Below are 22,991 nucleotides of genomic sequence, written 5' to 3'. Positions count from 1 at the left end.
CGGTTGCGCCCCGCGGCGGGGACGAGGTCGGCTCCGGAGGGCGTGCGGCCGGGCCCCGCCCGGCGCGCACGACAGCAGGACGGTCGTCCGGTGCGGCCGGACCGGGATTCCCCGGCCGCGCCGGAGGACCGAGCACCACCGGTCACCTGGCTCCGGCCGGAGGGCCGCGCACCACCGGTCACCTGGCTCTGGCCGGAGGGCCGCGCACCACCGGTCACCTGGCTCCGGCCAGACGACCGCGCACCACCGGTTGCGGGGGAGGCAGGGACGGGACGCCGACCGCCCCTGCCTGCCAGCCCCGTCCGTCCCCGTCCTCAGGGGACTCCGTCCGGCGTCGTCGACGCCGCCTTCGGCGCCGGACGGGGTGACCGGGGGACGGGCGGGGCGCAATACCTCGGAATGTATCGACTGCGGCACGGCCGGTCCCGCCGACCAGGAAAGGAGCACCATGCGTACGGGTGTCTGGCTGGTGGGGGCGCGCGGCTCGGTCGCGACCACCAGCGTCGTCGGGGCGCTCGCCCTGCGGGCCGGGCTGACCGGCCCGACCGGCTGCGTCACCGAGCTGCCCGAGCTGCGGGGCCCCGCCCTGCCGTCCTTCGCCGACCTCGTCTTCGGCGGCCACGACCCGGTGGACACGCCGCTGGCGAAGCGGGCCGAAGCGCTCGCCGACGCCGGGGTGCTGCCCGCCCGGCTGGTCGCCGCGCTCGGCGCGGAGCTGGCCACCATCGACGACGAGGTGTGCCCCGCGCCCGCCGACGGGAGCCAGGCCGACCGGGCCGCCGCCACCATCGCCGACCTCACGGCGTTCCGGGCCCGGCACCGGCTGGACCGGGTGGTGGTGGTCAACGTCTCCGCCACCGAGCCGGTGCCCGCCCCGCACCCCGCGCACGCCGACCCGGACGCCCTCGCCGCCGCGCTCGCCGGCCCCGACGAGGTGCTGCCGTCCAGCTCGCTGTACGCGTACGCGGCGTTCGCGGCGGGCTGCCCGTACGTGGACTTCACGCCGTCCACCGGGGCCCGGCTGCCCGCGCTGGAGGCGCTGGCGGACCGCCACGGCCTGCCGTACGCGGGCCACGACGGCAAGACCGGGGAGACCCTGGTCAAGTCGGTGCTCGCCCCGATGTTCGCGATGCGCCACCTGACGGTGCGCTCCTGGTCCGGGACGAACCTGCTCGGCGGCGGCGACGGCGCGAACCTGGCCGACCCGGACGCCAACGCCGCCAAGGTGCGCAGCAAGGACCGGGTCGTCGGCGAGATCCTCGGCTACGTCCCGCAGGGCCACACCCGCATCGACTACGTCGAGGAGCTGGGCGACTTCAAGACCGCCTGGGACCTGGTCACCTTCGCCGGGTTCCTCGGCACCGGGATGCGGATGGAGTTCACCTGGCACGGCTGCGACTCGGCCCTCGCCGCCCCGCTCGTGCTCGACCTGGCCCGGCTCACCGCCGCCGCGCACGCCGCCGGCCGGCGCGGGCCGCTGGTCGACCTCGCGTTCTTCTTCAAGGACCCGCTCGGCGCGCCGACCCACTCGCTGGTCGAGCAGTGGGACCGGTTGACCCGCTTCACCGCGGCGCTGCACGCCGACGCGGGCAGTGCGGGATGACCACGCTCCGCGACCTGGCCGAGCTGGTCCGGGCGCCCGCCGCGCTCTCCGTACCGGGGGACGTGCTGGCCGGCGCGGCGGCGGCCGGGGCGCTCGGCCGGCGCACGCCCGGCCTGGCCGCCGCGTCGGTGCTGCTCTACTGGGGCGGGATGGCCGCCAACGACTGGGCCGACCGGCGGCTGGACGCCGTAGAGCGCCCCGAGCGCCCCATTCCCAGCGGCCGGGTCAGCCCGCCGGCCGCGTTCGGCCTCGCCGCCGGCCTCACCGCCGCCGGGGTCGCGCTGGCCACCGCCGCGGGCGGCCGCCGCGCCGCCGCCGTCGCCGTCCCCCTGGCCGCCGCCGTCTGGGGGTACGACCTCGCGGCCAAGAACACCGCCGCCGGCCCCGCCGTGATGGCGGCGTGCCGGGGGCTGGACGTGCTGCTCGGCGCGTCCGGCGGCCGGCTGTGGCGGGCCGTGCCCGCGGCGGTCACCGTCGCCGCGCACACGTGGACGGTCACCGAGCTGTCCCGCCGCGAGGTCTCCGGCGCCGACCGGCGGCTGCCGCGTACCACGCTCGCCGGGACCGCCCTGGTCGCCGCCGCCGCGGTCGGCCCCCGCCCCGCCGCCGCCCCGGTCGCCCTGACCGCCGGCTACCTGGCCCGGTACGGCGGCGCGCAGGCCCGGGTGCTCGCCGACCCGTCGGCCGGGCGGGTCCGCGCCGCCGTCGGCGCCGGCATCACCGGCCTGCCGGCGCTGCAGGGCGCGCTCACCGCCCGCGCCGGGGCCGGGCTGCTCGGCGTCGCGGTCGCCGCCGCCGCGCCGCTGGCCCGGCTGCTGGCCCGGAAGGTCGCCCCGACATGACCGCCGACCCCGCCGCGCTGGGGCTGCGCTTCGGGTACGGCACCAACGGCTTCGCCAACCACCGGCTCGACGACGCGCTCGCCGTCCTGGCCGACCTCGGCTACCGGGGCGTGGCGCTCACCCTCGACCACGACCACCTCGACCCGTTCGCCCCCGGGCTGGCCCGCCGCACCGCCGCCCTGCGCCGCCGGCTCGACGCGCTCGGCCTCGCGGTGGTCGTCGAGACCGGGGCCCGGTACCTGCTCGACCCGTGGCACAAGCACGCCCCGACGCTGCTGCACGACGACCCCGCCCGGCGGATCGAGTTCCTGCGCCGGGCCGTCTCGGTCGGCGCGGACCTCGGCGCCGAGGCGGTGTCGTTCTGGGCCGGCGTACGCCCCGCCGGGGTCGCGCCGGACGTCGCCTGGGACCGGCTGGTCGCCGGCTGCGCCGTGGTCTGCGACGCGGCCGACACGGCGGGCGTGCCGCTCGGCTTCGAGCCGGAGCCCGGGATGCTGGTCGAGGACATCGCCGGCTGGCGGCGGCTGCGGGCCGCGCTGGGCGACCCGGCGGTCTTCGGCATCACCCTCGACATCGGGCACTGCCGCTGCCTGGAGCCCGTCGACGTGCCCGACTGCGTCCGCTCGGTCGCCGACCACCTGGTCAACGTGCAGATCGACGACATGCGCCGGGGCGTGCACGAGCACCTGGAGTTCGGCCAGGGCGAGATCGACTTCCCGCCGGTGCTGCGGGCGCTCGCCGAGGCCGGCTACCGGGGGCTGGTCGCCGTGGAACTGCCCCGGCACTCGCACGACGCCCCGGGCGTGGCCGCCCGGTCCCTCGACTTCCTCCGCGCCGCGGCCGCCGCGACCGCGCCCGGACGGGTCGACCCCGTGCCCGCCCGGGCCGGGGAGCCCGGTGGCTGACCGCACCGACCCACGAAGGGAGACGGGATGACACCCGAACGACTACGCGCCGCGCTGCGGGGCGTACCCGACCCGGAGTGGCTGGACGCGGCGCGGGAGCGCGTCGCGGCCGAGCCGGCGACGATCGCGCGGTGGTTCGCCGCTGCGGCCCGCCGCTGCGGCCGGCACCCGCTGCCCGACGCGCCCGGCTGGACGGCCGGCGAGGCCGCCCGGGCGCTGCTGCTGGCCGCCCTTCCCGCCGGCCACGCCGAGCACGCCGCCGACCTGTACCGGCACGGCGACGCCGCCGAGAAGCGGGCCGTGCTGCGGGCCCTGCCGCTGCTGCCGATCGGCGCGGCCGGCGTGCCACTGCTGCACGACGCGGTCCGGACCAACGACACCCGGCTGCTCGCCGCCGCCCTCGGCCCGTACGCCCGGCACCTCGACCCGGCCGCCTGGCGGCAGGCCGTGCTCAAGTGCGTCTTCACCGGCGTCCCGCTGGCCGCCGTGCACGACCTGGACGCCCGCGCCGACGGCGAGCTGGCCGCGATGCTCGCCGGCCTGGCGGCCGAGCGGCACGCCGCCGGGCGCGCGATCCCGGCCGACGCCGCCGACCTGCTCGACCGGCTCACCGCCGGCGCCGGCGACCCCGGCGGCGCCGGCCCGGCCGCCCGCCCCGCCACCGGAAAGGCGTGACCATGCGCATCTTCGACCCGCACATCCACATGACCTCCCGCACCACGGACGACTACGAGCGGATGGCCGCCGCCGGGGTACGGGCGATCGTCGAGCCGGCGTTCTGGCTCGGCCAGCCGCGCACCAGCCCGGCCAGCTTCACCGACTACTTCGATTCGCTGATCGGCTGGGAACCGTTCCGGGCCGGGCAGTTCGGCGTCCGGCACCACGCCACGATCGCGCTGAACCCGAAGGAGGCCAACGACCCCCGCTGCCGCCCGGTGCTCGACCTGCTGCCGCGGTACCTGGACAAGGACGGCGTGGTGGCGGTCGGCGAGATCGGGTACGACTCGATGACGCCGGAGGAGGACGAGGCGTTCGCCGCCCAGCTCGCCCTGGCCGTCGCGCACGACCTGCCGGCGCTGGTGCACACCCCGCACCGAGACAAGGCCCGGGGCGTCGAGCGCAGCCTGGCCGTGGTCGCCGAGTCCGGCATCGAGCCGGGGCGGGTGGTGCTCGACCACCTCAACGAGGTCACCGTGAAGCTGGTCCGGGACACCGGCTGCTGGCTGGGCTTCTCCATCTACCCCGACACCAAGATGTCCCCGCCCCGGATGGTGGAGCTGCTCAAGGCGTACGGGACCGAGCGGATGCTGGTGAACTCGGCGGCCGACTGGGGGCGCTCCGACCCGCTGCTCACCCGGGCCACCGGCGAGGCGATGCTGGCCGCCGGCTTCACCGCGGACGACGTCGACCGGGTGCTGTGGCGCAACCCCGTCGAGTTCTACGGCCAGTCCGGCCGGCTCGACCTGACGGGCGTGGCCGACGCGGACGGGGCTGCCGGGGCGGTCGGCGGCACGTTCGAGGGCAACTCGATCCTGCGCGGCGGCAGCTGATGCGGCTGCGGCACGCCGACGGCCAGACCGTCCACCTCGGCTACTGCACCAACGTCCACCCCGCCGAGGACCTCGCCGGCATCCTCGCCCAGCTGGACACGTACGCGCTGCCGGTGCGCCGGGCCCTCGGCGGCGACCTGCTCGGGCTCGGGTTGTGGCTGGCCGCCCCGGTGGCCGCCGCGCTCGCCGCCGACCCGGCGTCGCGCCGCCGGCTGCGCGCCGAGCTGACCGCGCGCGGCCTGGAGGTGGTGACGCTCAACGGCTTCCCGTACGCCGCGTTCCAGGCGCCGGTGGTCAAGCACGCCGTGTACCACCCCGACTGGACGACGCCGCAGCGCCTGGCGTACACCCTGGACCTGGCCCGGGTGCTGGCCGACCTGCTGCCCGACGACGCGGCCCGCGGCTCGGTCTCCACCCTGCCGCTGGCCTGGCGCGACCCGTGGGACGCCGGCCGGGCCGACGCGGCGCGGCGGCGGCTCGACGAGCTGGCCGCCGGGCTGGCCGGCGTCGAGCGGGACACCGGCCGCCCAATCCGGGTCGGGTTCGAGCCGGAGCCGGGCTGCGTGGTGGAGAGCACCGCCCAGGCCGCCGCCCTGCTCGGCGGGGCCGACCCGGGCCGGCTCGGGATCTGCCTGGACCTGGCGCACCTGGCCTGCGCCTGGGAGGAGCCGGCCGCCGCGCTGGCCCGGCTGGCCGCCGCCGGCCTGCCGGTGGTGAAGGTCCAGGTCTCCGCCGCGATCGAGGCGCCGGCCGGGGCGACGGACGCGCTGCGCCGCTGGGTGGAGCCGCGCTTCCTGCACCAGGCCCGGGGCGCCGGCTGCGCGCACGCCGCCGACCCGGCCGACCCGGCGCACGCCGCCGACGACCTGGACGCGGCCCTGGACGCCCGCCTGCCCGGCCCGCTGCGGGTGCACTACCACGTGCCGCTGCACGCCCCGCCCGAGCCGCCGCTGACCGCCACGCTGCCGGTGCTGCGCGCCGCGCTGGGCGCGCTGTTCGCCGGGCCGGTCGCCGGCTGCGACCACCTGGACGTCGAGACGTACACGTGGGGGGTGCTGCCGGAGGCGCGGCGGCCCCGCGACGACGCGGAGCTGGCCACCGGGATCGCGGCGGAGCTGGCCTTCGCCCGGGACGAGTTGATCACAATGGGCCTCGCGCCGCTCGGCGCGCCGGCGGAAGTGGAGGTGACGCGATGAGCGAGCGTCAGCGAGCGAAGCGAGGCAGCGGCATGAGCCGCCGACTGGTGGTGCTGGACGTGGTCGGGCTGACCCCGCGCCTGCTGGCGCACATGCCCCGGCTGCGCGCGGTGGCCGACGGCGGGTTCACCGCCTCCCTCGGCACGGTGCTGCCGGCGGTGACGTGCACCGCGCAGTCGACGTTCCTCACCGGGGAGCGGCCGAGCGGGCACGGGATCGTCGGCAACGGCTGGTACTTCCGCGACCTCGGCGAGGTGCTGCTCTGGCGGCAGCACAACGCCCTGGTCGGCGGGGAGAAGCTGTGGCAGGCGGCCCGCCGGGTCGAGCCCGGCTACACGGTGGCCAACATCTGCTGGTGGTACGCCATGGGCGCGGACGTCGACTGGACCGTCACGCCCCGCCCGGTGTACTACGCCGACGGCCGCAAGGAGCCGGACTGCTACACCGATCCGCCGGAGCTGCACGACACGCTGACCGCGCGGTTCGGCACGTTCCCGCTGTTCACGTACTGGGGGCCGGGGGCGGGACTGCCCTCGTCGGCGTGGATCTGCAAGGCCGCCGAGGCGATCCTCGCCGACCACGCCCCGGACCTCACCCTGGTCTACGTCCCGCACCTGGACTACGACCTGCAACGCTTCGGGCCGTCCTCGCCGCGGGCCGCCGCCGCGGCGGCCGAGCTGGACGGGGTGCTCGGGCCGCTGCTGGACGCCGCCCGCGCCGCCGACGCCACGGTGGTCGCGCTGTCCGAGTACGGCATCACCGACGTCTCCCGCCCGGTGGACGTCAACCGGCTGCTGCGCGCCGAGGGGCTGCTGCGGGTGCACACCCAGGACGGCATGGAGTACCTGGACCCGTGGACGTCCCGGGCGTTCGCGGTCGCCGACCACCAGGTGGCCCACGTCTACGTGCGCGACCCGGCCGACGTGCCGGCCGTGGCGAAGCTGTGCGCGGAGCTGCCCGGCGTGGCAGAGGTGCTGGACGCCGACGGCAAGGCCGCGTACGGGCTGGACCACCCGCGCTCGGGGGAGCTGGTGCTGGTGGCCGAGCCGGACGCCTGGTTCACGTACTACTACTGGCTCGACGACTCCCGCGCCCCCGACTTCGCCCGCCTCGTCGAGATCCACCGCAAGCCCGGGTACGACCCGGCGGAGCTGTTCTTCGACCCGGCCGCCCCGGGCGCGGCGAAGCGGCGGGCCGCCGTCGCGCTGGCCCGCAAGAAGCTGGGCATGCGGTACCTGATGAGCGTGGTGGGGCTGGACGCGGGCGCCCGGGCGGTGCGCGGGTCGCACGGCCGGCTGCCGACCGACCCGGCCGACGCCCCCGTGCTGCTCTGCTCCGACCCGGGCCCGGCGCGGGACGCGGTGGCCGCCACCGACGTCAAGGCGCTGCTGCTGGAGCTGGCCGGCCTGGCTTCGGCGGACGCTCGGTTGTCGACGGAGTGACCAGGGAGGACACATGACGGCGACGGTCGCACCCACCGACTCGAGCGGCCTGCGTACCCGGGTCGACGCCGAACTGGCCGCCTTCCTCGACCGGCAGGCGCTGCAGTGGCCCGACGGGGCGCCCCGCGGGGTGTTCACCGCCCTGTACCGGTTCGTCCTGGCCGGCGGCAAGCGGCTGCGCCCGCAGTTCTGTTACTGGGGCTGGCGGGGCGCCGGCGGGGACGACGCCGGCGGGGACGGCGGGCCCATCGTGGTCGCCGCGGCGGCGCTGGAGCTGTTCCACGCGTTCGCCCTGATCCACGACGACATCCTCGACCGCAGCGACCAGCGGCGGGGCGGGCCCACGGTGCACCGGCTCTTCGCCGACCTGCACGCCCGCTCCGCCTGGCGGGGCGACCCCGAGGCGTACGGGCGCAACACCGCGCTGCTCTGCGGGGACCTCTGCGCGGCCTGGTCGGACCAGATGTTCCACGAGTGCGGGCTGAGCCGGGACGAGGTGCACCGGGGGTACGCGGTGTTCGCCACGATGCGCACGGAGGTGATCGCGGGGGAGTACCTGGACCTGGTCTCCGGGGTGGGCGACGGCTCGGTGGCCAGCGCGCTCACCGTGATCCGGCTCAAGGCCGCCCGGTACACGGTGACCCGGCCGCTGCAGATCGGCGCGGCCCTGGCCGGCGCGTCGGCCGAGCTGCTGGCGACGCTGGCCGAGTTCGGCGACCCGCTCGGGGACGCGTTCCAGCTCCGCGACGACGTGCTGGGCGTCTTCGGCGACCCGAACGTCACCGGCAAGTCCGTCCTGGACGACCTGCGCGAGGGCAAGCCGACGGTGATGATGGCGCTGGCCAGGGCGGCGGCGGACCGGGCGCAGGGCGCCCGGCTGCGGGAGCTGTTCGGCAACCCGTCCCTGGACGCCGACGGCGCGGCCGAGCTGCGCGGCATCATCGAGGCCACCGGCGCCCGGGAGGAGATCGAGCGGATGATCCGGGTACGCGCCGAGGCCGCGCTGCGGGTCCTGTCCGACGCCCCGCTCACCCCCGCGGCCCGCAGGGCGCTGGCCGACCTGGCCGCCCGCACCGTGCACCGCACGACCTGACCCGCTGCGGAACGCCCCGCGATCTGGCAGTTGGTGCCCCGGCAATCCGGGGGAAAGCCGCGAACCGGGGGCCGAAAGTGCAAGATCGCGGGGAGTGGGGTGCGGGGCTTCCGTGCGGGGTGCGGGGCGGAATAGAGTGGGGGTGGCGACCCTGTGGGGTGGCCGGTGTCCGGCGGGAGGCGCAACCCGCTGGGTCCAGGCGCGGACGCGCCCGCCGGTGCACCCCGACGGTCCGCCGCGCACCTGGTATCCGCCCGGTCGCCCTCGCCCCGGTCCCGCATCACGGAATCCCCCACCACGCACGACAGGGGAGAAGGACAATGGCGCGACCCATCACGCTCTTCACCGGCCAGTGGGCCGACCTTCCGTTCGACGAGGTCTGCCGGCTCGCCGCCGAGTGGGGCTACGACGGGCTGGAGATCGCCTGCTGGGGCGACCACTTCGAGGTCGACAGGGCGCTCGCCGACGAGTCGTACGTCGACCGGAAGCGGGAGACCCTGGCGAAGCACAACCTGCAGGTCTTCGCCATCTCCAACCACCTCGTCGGCCAGGCCGTCTGCGACCACCCGATCGACGAGCGGCACCAGGACATCCTGCCGGCTCGGATCTGGGGCGACGGCGAGCCGGAGGGCGTACGCCGTCGCGCCGCCGAGGAGATCAAGGACACCGCCCGGGCAGCGGCGAGGCTCGGCGTCGACACGGTGGTCGGCTTCACCGGCTCGTCGATCTGGCACACCCTGGCGATGTTCCCGCCGGTCCCGCCGTCGATGATCGAGCGCGGCTATCAGGACTTCGCCGACCGCTGGAACCCGATCCTCGACGTGTTCGACGAGGTGGGCGTCCGCTTCGCCCACGAGGTCCACCCCAGCGAGATCGCGTACGACTACTGGACGACCAAGCGGACGCTGGAGGCGATCGGGCACCGGCCCGCGTTCGGGCTGAACTGGGACCCGTCGCACTTCGTCTGGCAGGAACTGGACCCGGTGAACTTCATCTTCGACTTCGCCGACCGGATCTACCACGTCGACTGCAAGGACGCGAAGGTGCGTACCGGCGACGGCCGGCGCGGCCGGCTTGCCTCCCACCTGCCCTGGGCCGACATGCGCCGCGGCTGGGACTTCGTCTCCACCGGCCACGGCGACGTGCCGTGGGAGGACTGCTTCCGGGCGCTGAACGCCATCGGGTACGCCGGCCCGATCTCCATCGAGTGGGAGGACGCCGGGATGGACCGCCTGGTCGGGGCGCCCGAGGCGCTGCAGTTCGTCCGGCGGCTCGCCTTCGACGCCCCGGCCGCCGCCTTCGACGCGGCGTTCAGCAGCAGCCGGGACTGAGCCCGAGCGGGCGCGGGCCGGTCGAACCCTGGCTGGCCCGCCCGTCAGGGGGCGGCGAAGACGTGGTCGCTGGCGAGGCGGGCCGCGCCCACCACGCCGGCCCGGTCGCCGAGGTCGGACAGGACGATCGGCAGGCTGCCGGTGGCCAGCGGGGGCGACCGGCGGTAGACGACGGACCGGATCTCGGCGAGCATCGTCGGCCCCACGCCCGGCGCCGTCCCGCCGATGATCACGATGCCCGGGTTGACGAAGTTCACCAGGCCGACCAGGACGTGGGCGACCTGGCGCGCGGCCCCGCGTACCAGGGCCTGCGCGGCCGGGTCGCCCGCGGTGGTGGCGCGCGCCACGTCGGCCACGGTGAGCCCGCCGGCCTCGGCCACCCGGGCCGCGAGCGCGGGCGACCGTCCGGCCTCGGCGGCGGCCATGGCCTCCCGGACCAGGGCGTCGTCCCCGCAGTACGCCTCCAGGCAGCCGCTCTCGCCGCACCCGCAGAGCGGGCCGTCGCCGTCGCCCTCGCCGAGGCGCAGGTGGGCGATGCCGCCGGCGCCGCTGGTGGCGCCCCGGTGCAGCGTCCCGCCGAGCACCATGCCGCAGCCGATGGCGGTGCCGAGCTTGAGGTAGAGGAAGTCGTCGAAGGCGCGGCCGGTGCCGGCGTGCTGCTCGCCCAGCGCCATCACGTTCGCGTCGTTGTCGACCAGCACCGGGCAGCCCAACTCGGCGGCGAGCACGTCGCGGACGCCGAACCCGTGCCAGCCGGGCAGGGCCGGCGGTGACACCGGCACCCCGTCCCGGAAGGAGACCGGCGCGGGCAGGCCCACCCCCACCCCGCTCAGCCGGCCCAGCCCCAGCTCGGCGCGGACCTTGCCGAGCAGTTCCAGCGTGCGGGCGATGGTGGCCTCGGGCCCGAGGCGGGGGCCGACCGGCTCCCGGCGCCGGGCCAGCACGGTCAGCTCGCCGTCGGTCAGCGCGACGTCCACCTCGGCGGGGCCGATCGCGACCCCGGCGAAGCGGACCTGCGCGGCGACGCGCAGCAACGAGGACCGGCGCCCGCCCCGGGACGCGGCCGGGCCGGCGGTCTCCACCAGGCCCTGGGCGGCGAGGCGGTCGACCTCGGCGGTCAGCCGGGCCCGGGACAGGCCCAGCGCGTCGCCCAGCTCGACCCGGGACCGGGGGCCGTCGTCGCGGAGCAGGCGCAGCAGCCGCGCCTGCTCGGCGTTCTCCGGTCCGACGAACGTCATCGTGCCACCTCCGCGGAAATCCTCCCCCGTCGCCCACTTCGCCGACCGCGCGGGGCGGCGGGTGGAAAGGCATCCGGCACGGGGCCGGGTAGACGGGGGCCGCGCCCGGTTGCCCGGACGCGGCCCCGCCTCTCGGGTCGGTTCAGCCCCGCAGGCCCGACATGTGCTGGTAGCTGACCTCCGCGTAGCGCAGCGACCGGCCCGGGTCGGCCGTGCCGCCGGGCGCGTTGTCCTGCTCCCACATCGGGTTGTGGTAGCCCTTCGCGCCCATGTTGGCGAAGAAGTCACCATAGTCGATGTCGCCCTGGCCGAGCGGCACCATGTCGTACCCGTTGGTGGTGGCCGGGTTGAACGCGCCGTCCTTGGCGTGGAACAGCGGGAACCGGATCGGCTGGGCGGCGACCACCGCCAGCGGGTCGAAGACGTTCGTCTGCGCCACGCCGTCGGCGTCGGTGTAGGTCTTGTACCGGTACTGGGCGACGTGCGCCCAGAAGATGTCCATCTCGAACCAGACCCACTCCGGGTTGGTCTGCCCGATGAAGTACTCCAGCTTCCGGACGCCGGAGGAGCGGGTGGGTCGGCCCAGCCCGTCGAGCGGGCCGCTGTCGAGGAGAAAGTTGTACGCCGCGTCGTGGTTGTGCGTGTACAGCTTCAGCCCGCGCGCGGCGGCCATCTCGCCGAAGAAGTTCCAGCGGTCGGCGGCGGCGTCCCAGTCGGCCTTGTAGTTGCTGCTGGTCGGGTCGCTGCCGGTGCCGATGTGCGTCATGCCGAGGATCTCGGCGGTGTCCAGGGTGCGCTCGAACGCCGCGACGGTGTCCGGCGTGACGGTGCTCGGGATCGAGGCGTGCGAGCCGTTGGCGCGCAGCCCGTTGTCGTCGAGGATCTTGCGGATCTCCTCGGGGGTGATCTGCCGGCCGAGGATGGCGGTGTTCTGGTTGTAGCCGGCGAACTCCACCTCCTTGTAGCCGATCTCGGCGAGCCGGCCGAGCACCCGCTCGAAGCCGTACGCGACGCCGCTGTCGTCCGGGGCGGCGCCGATCCGGTCGCGGACGCTGTAGAGGATGATGCCCCGCTTGCCGGTCGGGACGAGCAGGCCGTTGCCCGCGTCGGCGTTGGCGGAGGACGCGCTGGCGGGCGAGGCGAACGCGGTGGCGCCGAGCGTCGCCGCGCCGGCCACGCCGGCGGCGGCGCCGAGCACCCGGCGGCGGCTCAGGCCCTGCTGGCTGTCACTCATGTCGGTGTCTGCCTTTCCTTGGGGGTTGGTGATGGTGTGCTCGGAAGTGGGGTGGGGCCGCCCGGCCCCACCCGCGCCGGCGGCGTCAGGGGGTGACGCCGATGCCCTGACCGTTGAAGTGGACCCAGTTGAGGTTGCCGAAGCCGCTGGTCGGACCACCCGGGACGGTGGTGAGGACCAGGTAGAGCTTGCGCGACCCGCCCGGGCCGGTGAACGGGACGGTGGTGCTGGTGAACGCGTTGTTGCCGCTGGTCGCGTTCACCGTGGCGGTGGCCAGCAGCGGGCCGGTGGGGGAGTCCAGCCGGAACTGGACGCCGAACCGGGGCTGCCCGGCGGTGGTGGCGCTGCCGCCGGAGGTACGCAGCGTCACCGACTCCATGTTCTTCAGGTTCACGGTGTTGTTGATCGCGATCCAGTCGCCCGGGTCGAGGCCGCCGCGCTGCAGCCCGCCGCCGGTGTCGGCGCTGGTGCCGACCGTGGTGCCGGACTCGTCGGTGGCGAACTCGACCTCCTGCCGCTTGTCCTGGATGATCTGCTGGTCCACCGTGGTCAGCGCCGGCTGCCCGTTGGCCCCCTTGTCGGTGTACGAGGCGCTGACCACGCCGTAGATGTAGCCGCCGTGCGAGGCGTTGTCCGGGTCCGTGGGCAGCACCCCGGAGCAGCCGAACTGGTTGGCCTCGCCGTGCCCGTGGCTGTCGTGGCCCAGGACGAAGGTCACCTCGACCTTGGCGCAGTCGACCGGACCGTCCTCGGGGTCGGTGACGGTCACCGACCAGGGGATGTCGTCACCCCACTCGAAGAAGCCGCCCTTCAGCGGAGTGTTCACGGTGACCGTCGGCGCGGTGTTGCCGACCGTGATCGTGGTGTTCGCCGACGCGGTCTTGCCACTGGAGTCGGTCACCGTCAGCCGCGCGGTGTACACGCCGTTCGCGGTGTACGTGTGCGACGGGTTCGGGTCGATCGAGTCGACGGTGCCGTTGCCGTCGAAGTCCCAGGCGAACGAGATCGAGTCGGCCGGGTCCGGGTCCTTCGACCCCTCGCTGGAGAACGCCACGGTCAGCGGGGCGTGCCCGTTGGTCGGGGTGGCGTTGAGCACCGCGCTGGGCGCCCGCAGGCCCTTGACGTAGCTGAACTTCACCATCGCGGCGTCGGGGTTGATGTTGAAGAACCCGTCGCCGTACGTCAGCAGGTAGAAGCTGCCGTCCGCGCCCCAGCGCATGTCCATCGGGTTGTCGCACAGGAACGGCTTGGCCGGCGTGGTGGGCGCCTGTCCGCAGTTCAGCACATTGTTGATCTTCAGGATGTCGCCGTTCGAGTCGAGCCGGACCTCCTTGAGGGTGTCGCGGGTGAACTCACCGAAGAAGATCGCGCCGTCGAAGTACTCGGGGAACTTCGTCTCCGACCTCAGCTCCGGGTCGAAGTCGTACTTCGCCGCGCCGTGCGGGCCGACGCCGCCGGTGCCCAGCTCGGGGAAGAGCACGGGGCAGGTCTGCGTCGGCGTCGACAGGTACGACTCCGGGCACGGGGTCGGCGCGTTGAACGAGTACCACAGCTCGGACTTCTCCACCGGCGGCAGGTCGGTCAGGCCGGTGTTGTGCCGGGAGGTGTTCTTCGGCGCCGCGCAGTCGAACGGCGCGACCGGCGAGATCGGGCTGGTGGTCCAGTTCATCTCGATGTACGGCAGGTTCGGCTGCACGCACATCGGCCAGCCGTAGTTCGCCGGCTTGTCGACGACCATCATCCGGCCGGTGCCGGCAGGGCCCCGGCCGACCGCCGGGTCGCGGGAGTCGGGGGAGTAGTCGGTGACGTAGGCGACGTCGTCGGAGTCGAGGGTGATCCGGAACGGGTTCCGGAAGCCCATCGCGTAGATCTCCGGCCGGGTCTTGTCACCCGGGTCCTGCGCCTCCGGGAACATGTTGCCCTCCGGCACCGTGTACGACCCGTCCGGGCCGACGGTGATCCGCAGGACCTTGCCGCGCAGGTCGTTGGTGTTCGTGGAGCTGCGCCGGGCGTCCGCGAACGGCGCCTGGTACACGCCGGCGTCGCTGACCGAGTCGTTGTGCGGCGAGAAGCCGCCCGAGCCGCCGGCGCCCGACGGGGTGTCGTCGCCGGTGACCAGCCACAGGTTGTTCTTCGAGTCGAACGCGATGTCGCCGGCCACGTGGCAGCAGGCGCCCCGGTCGACGGGGACCTGGAGGATCTTCTGCTCGGTGGCGAGGTCCAGCGACGGGTCCTCGCCGTCGACGAACTTGAACCGGGACAGCTGGAAGTAGCCCTTCCACTGGTCCCAGGTCGACGGGTCGGTGCTGGTGGTCGGCGCGCTGCCGGTGGGGGTGTTCAGCGGCGGCGCGTAGTACAGGTAGACCCACTTGTTGGTGGCGAAGTCGTTGTCGACCGCCGGCCCGTACATCCCGTCCTCGCTGTGGGTGTAGACCGGGATCTGCGCCAGCACCTTGGTCGTGTTGGCCTTCGCGTCGTGCAGCCGGACGCCGCCACGGCGGTCGGTCTGGAGCACCCGGCCGTCGGGGAGCACGTCGAAGCCGATCGGCTCGTTGACGTTGGGCTGCGCCCCGATGACCGTCATCTCGTAGTTGGCCAGCACGGTCGCGCCGCAGTCGCCGTCGGTCACGCCGGCGGCCCACTGGATCGCGCCGCCCAGGTGGGCCCGCAGGTCGGTGCTGTCGAAGCTCTCCGGCGTGGCGCCGAGTCCGGTGTAGAACGACCGGCCGCCCTGGTAGTCCTTGCACCAGGTGACGGGGTGGTCGAAGCCCATGCTTCCGCCGGTGTACGTCTTCTCGTCCACCGTGGCCAGCACGTGCGAGACGCCCCGGACGTTGGCCGCGAAGTTGTACCAGCGGTCGGTGTGCCGCCAGCGCTCGGGCAGCGTCTCGGACGCGGGGTGGACCCGGTCGGCGACGGTGACGGTCGCCGGGCTGACCGGCGCGGCGCCGGTGGCCCGCGTGCCGAGCACGTTGGTGAGGAACGACCAGTCCGGCTCCGCCTCGATCGCGGAGTGGACGCCGACGAAGCCGCCGCCGTCGCGGTAGTACTGCTCGAAGGCGGCCTGCTGGGCGTCGTTCAGGATCTCCCCGGCGGTGTTCAGGAAGACCACGACCCGGTACTGCTTGAGGTGTTCCTCGTCGAACTTGCGGGCGTCGTCGGTCACCTGGACGGCGAACCGGCGCTCCTGGCCGAGCTGCTCGATGGCCGCCACGCCGGCGGCTGTGGCGGCGTGGCTGCCCCCGGCGGACCGGGTGAAGACGAGCACCCGGTAGTCCCTGCCGTTGTCGGCCGGGTCGGTGGTGGTGGTCGGCGCGGCGAGCGCCGGGGTCGGCTGCTGTTCCCCTGTCGCGACGAGCGTCGCGCCGACGAGTGCGAGCAGGCTGAGGTGGGTGGCGGCCCTGCGGCCGATGGGTATGCGCATCGAACCTCGCTCTGGTCAGGCGGGTCCACCTCAGCGGTGGGACGTGGCTGAGGTGGTCGCTTGAAGAGGTGACTAGAGCCTGGCCAGGTTCTTAGGCAGGACCATATTTGCGCTGACGGGGAAAGAGAAGGGCTTCAGCGCACAAGTTTTCGCGGAGTCGCCCTAACTTTTGCTCCAAAGTGGCGAAAGTTCGACGGGGGGTGAGGCCTCGGCGTCTCCTCGTCGCCACGCGGCGGCGGACCGGTGCCGGCGACGGCGGGTCCCGGCCGGCGGGCCGATCCCACGCGGAGCCAGGCCAACCCCAACACGGCGACGGGCCGGTCGCCCGAAGGCGGCCGGCCCGTCGCGTACGGTCGGTCAGAGCGTGCTGCTGTTGTTGTTCGGGCCGGACGGCTTGGTGCTGCCCGAGGGCGACCCGGTCGAGCTCGTGCCCGACGCGCTGCCGCCGGACTTGCTGCCGACCGCGGCCGGCGTGCCCGCGTACGCGCTGTCGGCGGGGGTCAGGCCCTGCCTGCCGTTGGCGCCGAGCTTCTCGCCCAGCTTCGTCTGGCTCAGCTTGTCCTTGCCCTCGCTGTAGAGCCGGTTCGCCTGGGCCTGTGCGACACCCGCCGCCTCCTGGACGGTCGGGTGGTCGAGCACCTTGCGGCCCCGGACGACCAACTCCTCGTACTTCTCCCGACCGGCACGGGCGCCCAGGACGAATCCCGCAGCCAGCCCGCCTAGGAACATGATCTTTCCGCGCATGGCGGCTCCTTCCGTACCTGACGCGCCGTCGCCGCTTCCGGGGAAAGGAGCCCCGTCGGCGGCGACCCGTTCGCGCCTACGTCCTGCGTTGGCAGCTAACTACCCATCCTGCTCCGCGCTCATGCCTGGTTGGGCCTGGATGGCGATTTGTCTGCTTTCTCGGCGTTTCGCCCTGGGTCCGCCACAGGCCCGGCCCGTCGACAACCCCCTGGCGCGAACCCCCCGGGAGTCCTGTACTCTTGTCCCGTCGCCGGGTGCCGGAGAGATCCGGAACCAGGCGTCATGCGGTCCCCCGTAGCTCAATTGGCAGAGCAGCCGGCTGTTAACCGGCAGGTTTTTGGTTCGAGTCCAAACGGGGGAGCCACCTCTCATCAAACGCCCGTCGGTCACACCGGCGGGCGTAGTTGCTCCATGGGTCTCCCTCGGCTCGTTTTGCCGCTCGGCGGCCACGCCCCGGGGCGTTTCTCTACCGGAAGCGTTAACACGGAGCCCTTCCTCACACCTCGGGCGGCTTCCGCCGGCACCATGGCCGAATGGCGACGGGACGGGGCCGGGGAGCGGCCACGCTGATCGCGGCGTTGGTCGTGGTCGCCTGGCTGGTCGTCGGCATGGTGGCCGGGCCGTACTCCGGGCGACTGGGCGAGGTCGCCACCAACGACAACGCCGCCTTCCTGCCCGCCGACGCCGAAGCGACCCGGGCGCAGGACCTCGCCGCCGGGTTCGCCGAACGGCGGACCACTCCCGCCCTGGTCGTCTACGAGCGGGCCACCGGGATCACGGAGGCGGACCGACGGCGGGCCGCCGCCGACGCCGCGCGCCTCGCCGGGGTACGGGGCGTGGTGCCGCCGATCCCGCCGCCGGTACCCAGCCGGGACGGCCAGGCGCTCCAGGTCGTCGTGCCGATCGACGACGCCGAGGGGGAACGGATCGGCCGCGTGGTCGACGAGCTGCGGGCCGTCGCCGGCGCCGACACCGGCGGCCTGACCGTGCACGTCGCCGGCCCCGCCGGCCTGCTCGCCGACCTGATCGAGGTGTTCCGGGCCATCGACGGGCCGCTGCTGCTCGTCACCCTCCTCGTGGTGCTGGTCATCCTGCTGGTCGTCTACCGCAGCCCCGTGCTGTGGATCCTCCCGCTGCTCGCCGCCGGGATGTCGTACGCCCTGGCGGCCCTGCTCGTCTACGTCCTCGCCGACGCCGACCTCGTCACCCTGAACGGGCAGGCGCAGGGCATCCTCACCGTCCTCGTCTTCGGCGCCGGCACCGACTACGCGCTGCTGCTCATCGCCCGGTACCGGGAGGAGCTGCACCGGCACCGGCGCGCCTGGGACGCGATGCGGGCCGCCTGGCGGGGCGCCGCCCCGGCGATCGTCGGCTCCGGCGGCACCGTCATCGTCAGCCTGCTCTGCCTGCTGCTGTCCAGCCTCAACTCCAACCGGGCGCTCGGCCCGGTCGCGGCCGTCGGCATCGCCGCCACGCTGCTGGTGATGCTCACCTTCCTGCCCGCGCTGCTGCTCCTCGGCGGGCGCTGGGCGTTCTGGCCCCGCCGGCCGGAGGCGGACCGGGCCGACCCCCGCGCCGAGCACGGGATCTGGAGCCGGGTGGCGGGCTTCGTGGCCCGCCGCGCCCGGCCGGTCTGGCTGGTCACCGCCGCCGCCCTGGCCGTGCTCACCGTCGGCCTGACCCAGCTGCACGTCACCACCCTGGGCCAGAGCGAGCTGTTCACCACGCGCACCGACTCCGTCGCCGGGCAGGAGGCGATCTCCCGGCACTACCCGGCCGGCGCGGGCAGCCCGGCCACCATCTTCACCAGTCAGGAGACGGCCCAGCAGGTCGCCCGGGTCGCCGAGGCGGTGCCCGGGGTGGCGTCCGTCCGGCCGGTCACCGGGCGTGGCTCGGCCGCACCGCCCGACGCGAACGCCCCACCCGCGGTCGTCGGCGGCCGGGTCCAGCTGGAGGCCACCCTGGCCGACCGGCCCGACAGCGTCGGCGCCGAGCGGACCGTGCGGAAGCTGCGGGAGGCGGTGCACCGGGTGCCCGACTCCCAGTCGGTGGTCGGCGGCTTCACCGCGGTCAACGTCGACACCGCCGACGCGTCCGCCCGGGACCGCAACGTGATCATCCCGGTGGTGCTCGCGGTGATCGCCGTCGTGCTGGCCCTGCTGCTGCGCGCCCTGCTCGCCCCGGTGCTGCTCATCGCGACCGTGGTGCTGTCGTTCCTCGCCACGCTCGGCCTGTGCGGGCTGATCTTCCGGTACGCCCTCGACTACCCCGGCGTCGACCAGTCGTTCCCGCTGTTCGCGTTCGTCTTCCTCGTCGCCCTCGGCATCGACTACAACATCTTCCTGATGAGCCGGGTCCGGGAGGAGTCGGTCCGGCGCGGCACCCGGCCCGGGGTGCTCGCCGGCCTCACCCTCACCGGCGGCGTGATCACCTCCGCCGGCATCGTGCTCGCGGCGACGTTCTCCGCGCTCGCCGTGCTGCCGCTGGTGGTCCTCGTCGAGCTGGGCGTCGCGGTGGCCGTCGGGGTCCTGCTCGACACCGTCGTCGTCCGCTCGCTGCTGGTGCCCGCCCTGTCGTACGACATCGGGCCGCCCGTGTGGTGGCCGAGCCGGCTGGGCCGCGCGGCGCGACGGGCGGCCCGGCATGCGCGCTGAGCTGCGCACCCCGGGCTGACGGCTGCCGGCGGTCGGCTGGCTGTACTGGACGGCGAACGCCACCCTTCGTCGGTCGCCCCCAGGGGGCCCGGATGGGGCGCCCGGAGGAACGGCCCGACCGGGTACGAAGGGGACGGCGTAGCGCTGCAGCGTACTGTTATCCTCGCGTAGCCCATCGTGCGACGTCGAGGGTGCGTGCGGCGCTGTTTCGCACTGGCCGGTGATCCACCGGGCGGGTTACGATCCGGCGCGGCTGCGGGGCGGTAGCTCAGCCGGTTAGAGCAGGGGACTCATAATCCCTCGGTCGCGGGTTCGAGTCCCGCCCGCCCCACCGACCGCACCATTGTGCGAACCAGTGGTTGATCATCGTGTGTGCCCTCGTCCGTTTCGGGCGGGGGCATCGCCGTGTCTGTGGGGATTTTGAAGACGGGTACGACTCCGCTGGATCCGCCATGCCTGGGGCACCGGTTCAGCAGTTGTGGGAGTCGCCCCTCACACCTTCAGGACATCCACGTCGTACAGCGAGCGCTATCGACGCGTCGCGGGAGGCCAGAGTCAACCTTTCGGCGGTCGCCTGTGCCACCAGCACCCCACCATCTCGATCACCGACGTCACGAAGCGAGCCTATGACCGGCAGGCGGTGGAAGCTACGCCGTGCAGTCCACATCCGGTCCGCAAGAGGGCGATGGGCAGCGGGTAGCGATGTGAGGGCCGTTTTTACCGGTAGAAGCGGGTGCCGGAAGGCCATCCGTGGCGGTGTTGGCCGACACGCTGTTGATCGCGAGGGGTCGGGCCGGTGCCACTGCCCGCCTACCATCACCCGACGTCATCTTCCCGAGAGGAGGCACCACCTCAATCCACCGCCCATCTCCCTGGAGGACACATGAATGCACCCCGCCCCGAAGTTGGAAGCGAGCCCGACGGCAGCGCGACCGTACAGATGTCGAACCTTTACTGGCACCAGCTCGCCGGCGCCGCCCTGCACAGGCTGCGGAACCTGGCGGAGCAGCGTGCCGCCAGGATCGCCGAGGGCGGCTGGGGCGGCTACGTCGAGGACGACAAGCTCGCGGCCGACATCTACCACCTCCGCGAAGCCCTCAGCACCATGGCCCACGCTGTCCTGGACCAGCTCGATCAGACGGAGAGCTACCCGGCCAGCCACAGCCATCCGGTCAACTGGCGGCTGGTGCTGGACGAGATGCGCAAGTTCTGACCCGGACACGAGCTTCCCGGTGCGGGGAAGGGCCGCTCGTTGCTCGGCCGGGGCCAGCCCGGGACGTCACCGGCGGTACCGCGCCAACTATCTACGCGCGCGCCTGACCCGCCGGTTGTGGAGCCAGAGCGCCAGCCCTCCGCGGTTGCGGTACGCCGCGATGCCGGCCACCAGGACGGTGATGAGGGCCACCCAGTACCAGAATCGGGGGCCCACCCCGCCGCCCGGCGGGCTGGCGTGGCGGGTGCGACCGCTGCGGACCAGGTCGTCGCAGACGTCGATCCCGACGACGTCTTCCGGGGCGGTGAGCAGGGTGGTGGGGGAGTCCGCGCCCCGGTGGAGGGCCAGCACCCGGACGGTGCCGACGTTGAGGGAGGCCAGTCGCTGATCCATGTCGAGGGGTGCGTCGAACGCGGCCGGCGCGTGGGGAACGGGCTGGTAGGCGACGACCCGGGCGGACCCGTCCGCTGCCCAGCCAAGGAGCCGGATGGCGGTCACACCGGAGACGGCCGGCGTGTCCGTCGCGCCGAGGTCCCGGCCCGTGGCCGGGTCGATGCGCCGCAGGCTCCAACTGCCGCCGTCCCGCCGGGCAACCGTCAGCGTCCGGCCGTCGCTGCTCCAGGCGCCCTTGCCGGCCAGTTCCGTGTCGGGGGCGAGGCTGAACGCGGAGAGCCGCCGACCGTCCAGGTCGGTGACCGTGACCGTCCGCCCGGTCTGGAAGGCGAGCCGCGCGCCGTCCGGGGCGAACGCGACCGGCGACGCGCCCCTCTCGTGACCGTCGGCCAGCCGGGTCGGGCGGTTGCCGTCCAGCCACACGATGCTCAGCACCTCGCGGTAGTCGCTGCGTTCCGGACTTGTCGGCACCGTGTCCCGGACGACCAGCGCCCGGCCGTCCGGCGACCACGCCGCCGGTTCGGCCATCACGGTGCCGGACACTCCGCTGGCGACGGTACGGCTGCGCCCGGCCACCAGGTCGACGATCTCCACGCGGGGGCGCGCGAAGCCGACCGACCTGAAGGCGACCCGGCGACCGTCGGGGGACAGCACGATGTCCTCGCCGGCCTGCGCCTCCCGCTCGCCTTTGATGATCCGGTAGCGGTCGGTGTCCGCACCAACGACCGCGACGATGCTGCCCTCGTCGCCCCACATCAGCCCCGGAGCCTGCCCGGTGAAGATCACCGAGGCGGGGCCGAGTCGCGGCCGGTCGGTGGCGTGCAGGCTGCCGAAGGGGGGCACGCCGACCCGGTCGGGCAGCGCGGCCTGCGCGTCGGCCGCCGAGTCGACCGCGGGGGTACGCACCAGCGGCAGCACCGCCCCGGCCAGCGCGACCAGCGCCAGCGCCGCCGCGGTCGCGCCGGCGGCCCGCAGGCGGGAGCGGCGGGCGGTGGCGAGCGCCCGCTCGTACACCTCGTACGCGGGGACGTCGGCCGCGGCGGTGCGCAGCGCCTCGCGGAGTCGGGCGGTCATCGCGAACTCCTCTCGGCCGTCTGGTCGATCAGGTCGGGGGCGATCGCGCGCAGCCGGCGGACCGCGTCGTGGCCGTGCCGCTTGACTGTAGTCAAGCGTCGATAGAAGGCGAATCCGTTCCGCCCACGCTCTGCCCTTGTGGAGTCTCTGGATGAGTTCCTTGTGGGCGTAGATCGGCCGGGTCGGCTGCCGGTCGATGAGGACCGCTGTCTTCTGCCGTTTGAGCGGGATCCCGCCGAACCGTGCGACCAGTGAACTCCTGCTATCGCGGTCGAGGCGGGCCTCGAAGCACGTGCGCGGCCCGTACGGTGTGACGGTCTTGGCCTTGTGTCTGGCGGCCATTCTCGACACCGTCGATTTGTGCTTACGGGCCAGGGTCTTGAGCATCGACGTCTCCATGACCCAGCGCAGCCGGTGCAGCCGTATGATGTCACCGGCCAGCAGGTAGTACTGGTCGAGGCACCGGCACCCTCCTGTAAAAAGGCGCGGTATCCGCAGACCATGGCGGTACTCCCGGTACCGTCTGCTGCTGTTCCTGCTCACGGACGACGGGGTCCGGCAGGTCAACATCGATCTCGACTTCGAAACCGGCGCACACCGCACGACCCAACGACTCAATTACCGCTTCGACGCCGTCGCCGCGGTCCGGATTGACGGGATCGCCACACAGCGGCAGACCTTCGAGCTGACGCTCTTCAACGGAGAACCCATCTCAGTCCGAGTGAGCGAACCTGCCGACGAGGCGCTCCAGCACGACGAAAACGCAATCAAGATCGCTGAACTGTCGCTGGACGCCGCTGGGCTCAGTCACACCCTGCACGTCCTCGAAGGTGTCGCTGCCGAAGGCAAGGAATGGGTCAAACACCGACGCCGCCGCGCCGACGAGAGACTCGCCAATCTCGCGAGCGCCATACGCGGCCTGCTTGACTAAGAGCGACCGGCAATAGGTGTCATCTGAGTCTGCGAGTGGTGGGTCGGGCGTCCCAGCGGTAGAGGGTTCGGGCTCGAGTGATGAGCTGACGGATGGTGACGATGGCGGCGGCCAGGTACAGATA

At 73.9% G+C, this 22,991-nt stretch carries 16 protein-coding genes, 2 tRNA genes and 2 pseudogenes; 14 read left to right on the top strand and 6 right to left on the bottom strand.

What is annotated here, in order from left to right; all coding sequences use genetic code 11:
• Positions 1-448 precede the first annotated feature (448 nt).
• The 9 genes from ABGB16_RS22350 (at position 449) to ABGB16_RS22310 (ending at position 9,962) form a co-directional block, all read left to right on the top strand.
• Entirely contained in the window at positions 449-1,603 is a 1,155-nt protein-coding gene (locus ABGB16_RS22350; RefSeq protein WP_347670043.1) for an inositol-3-phosphate synthase, read from the top strand.
• Positions 1,600-2,445 (top strand): SCO3242 family prenyltransferase, encoded by an 846-nt coding sequence (locus ABGB16_RS22345; protein ID WP_347670042.1) that lies wholly within the window; start codon positions 1,600-1,602, stop codon positions 2,443-2,445. Before ABGB16_RS22350 ends, ABGB16_RS22345 begins: the two co-directional genes overlap by 4 nt.
• Positions 2,442-3,350: a sugar phosphate isomerase/epimerase family protein gene (locus tag ABGB16_RS22340; RefSeq protein WP_347670041.1), complete on the top strand. Its 909-nt coding sequence runs from the start codon at positions 2,442-2,444 to the stop codon at positions 3,348-3,350. The genes ABGB16_RS22345 and ABGB16_RS22340 overlap by 4 nt, the downstream gene beginning before the upstream one ends.
• 27 nt (positions 3,351-3,377) lie before the next feature.
• Positions 3,378-4,025: an EboA domain-containing protein gene (locus ABGB16_RS22335; RefSeq protein ID WP_347670040.1), complete on the top strand. Its 648-nt coding sequence runs from the start codon at positions 3,378-3,380 to the stop codon at positions 4,023-4,025.
• A gap of 2 nt (positions 4,026-4,027) precedes the next feature.
• Entirely contained in the window at positions 4,028-4,900 is an 873-nt protein-coding gene (locus tag ABGB16_RS22330; protein WP_347670039.1) for a TatD family hydrolase, read from the top strand.
• A complete protein-coding gene (eboE, locus tag ABGB16_RS22325; protein ID WP_347670038.1) occupies positions 4,900-6,096 on the top strand; it encodes a metabolite traffic protein EboE in 1,197 nt (398 codons plus the stop codon). Before ABGB16_RS22330 ends, eboE begins: the two co-directional genes overlap by 1 nt.
• Before the next feature lie 32 nt (positions 6,097-6,128).
• Positions 6,129-7,538, top strand: coding sequence for a nucleotide pyrophosphatase/phosphodiesterase family protein (locus tag ABGB16_RS22320; protein ID WP_347670069.1), 1,410 nt, complete (start codon positions 6,129-6,131; stop codon positions 7,536-7,538).
• A 13-nt stretch (positions 7,539-7,551) separates the two neighbouring features.
• Entirely contained in the window at positions 7,552-8,631 is a 1,080-nt protein-coding gene (locus ABGB16_RS22315) for a polyprenyl synthetase family protein (RefSeq protein WP_347670037.1), read from the top strand.
• 320 nt (positions 8,632-8,951) lie between these two features.
• Positions 8,952-9,962 (top strand): sugar phosphate isomerase/epimerase family protein, encoded by a 1,011-nt coding sequence (locus ABGB16_RS22310; protein ID WP_347670036.1) that lies wholly within the window; start codon positions 8,952-8,954, stop codon positions 9,960-9,962.
• Between the two features lie 44 nt (positions 9,963-10,006).
• On the opposite strand, the gene ABGB16_RS22305 is transcribed toward ABGB16_RS22310, so the two are convergent.
• The 4 genes from ABGB16_RS22305 to ABGB16_RS22290 all read right to left on the bottom strand — a co-directional run bounded on the left by ABGB16_RS22305 (position 10,007) and on the right by ABGB16_RS22290 (position 16,602).
• On the bottom strand, positions 10,007-11,200 hold the full coding sequence (locus ABGB16_RS22305; RefSeq protein WP_347670035.1) for an ROK family transcriptional regulator: 1,194 nt from the start codon (positions 11,198-11,200) through the stop codon (positions 10,007-10,009).
• 142 nt (positions 11,201-11,342) lie between these two features.
• On the bottom strand, positions 11,343-12,434 hold the full coding sequence (locus ABGB16_RS22300) for a sugar phosphate isomerase/epimerase family protein (RefSeq protein ID WP_347670034.1): 1,092 nt from the start codon (positions 12,432-12,434) through the stop codon (positions 11,343-11,345).
• Positions 12,435-12,519: 85 nt separating this feature from the next.
• A complete protein-coding gene (locus ABGB16_RS22295) occupies positions 12,520-15,858 on the bottom strand; it encodes a ThuA domain-containing protein (RefSeq protein WP_347670033.1) in 3,339 nt (1,112 codons plus the stop codon).
• A 357-nt stretch (positions 15,859-16,215) separates the two neighbouring features.
• On the bottom strand, positions 16,216-16,602 hold the full coding sequence (locus ABGB16_RS22290; protein ID WP_347670032.1) for a hypothetical protein: 387 nt from the start codon (positions 16,600-16,602) through the stop codon (positions 16,216-16,218).
• A 288-nt stretch (positions 16,603-16,890) separates the two neighbouring features.
• Between ABGB16_RS22290 and ABGB16_RS22285 the strand changes: the two genes are divergently transcribed.
• The 4 genes from ABGB16_RS22285 (at position 16,891) to ABGB16_RS22270 (ending at position 20,469) form a co-directional block, all read left to right on the top strand.
• Positions 16,891-16,966, top strand: a tRNA-Asn gene (locus ABGB16_RS22285).
• Positions 16,967-17,135: 169 nt separating this feature from the next.
• Positions 17,136-19,256, top strand: coding sequence for an MMPL family transporter (locus tag ABGB16_RS22280; protein WP_347670031.1), 2,121 nt, complete (start codon positions 17,136-17,138; stop codon positions 19,254-19,256).
• A gap of 257 nt (positions 19,257-19,513) precedes the next feature.
• A tRNA-Ile gene (locus tag ABGB16_RS22275) sits at positions 19,514-19,587 on the top strand.
• Positions 19,588-20,196: 609 nt separating this feature from the next.
• Positions 20,197-20,469, top strand: coding sequence for a hypothetical protein (locus ABGB16_RS22270; protein ID WP_347670030.1), 273 nt, complete (start codon positions 20,197-20,199; stop codon positions 20,467-20,469).
• Between the two features lie 87 nt (positions 20,470-20,556).
• Here ABGB16_RS22270 and ABGB16_RS22265 read toward each other — a convergent pair whose 3' ends face one another.
• Positions 20,557-21,936: a hypothetical protein gene (locus tag ABGB16_RS22265; RefSeq protein ID WP_347670029.1), complete on the bottom strand. Its 1,380-nt coding sequence runs from the start codon at positions 21,934-21,936 to the stop codon at positions 20,557-20,559.
• 453 nt (positions 21,937-22,389) lie between these two features.
• On the opposite strand from ABGB16_RS22265, the pseudogene ABGB16_RS22260 reads away from it, so the two are divergent.
• Positions 22,390-22,867: pseudogene (locus ABGB16_RS22260) on the top strand (hypothetical protein); the annotation flags it as partial.
• 19 nt (positions 22,868-22,886) lie between these two features.
• Here the strand turns inward: ABGB16_RS22260 and ABGB16_RS22255 are convergent.
• Positions 22,887-22,991: pseudogene (locus tag ABGB16_RS22255) on the bottom strand (IS5/IS1182 family transposase); the annotation flags it as partial.

The organism is Micromonospora sp. B11E3 (assembly GCF_039871625.1).
Classification (GTDB): Bacteria; Actinomycetota; Actinomycetes; order Mycobacteriales; family Micromonosporaceae; genus Micromonospora.
This window is presented reverse-complemented; position numbering and strand designations above follow the sequence as displayed.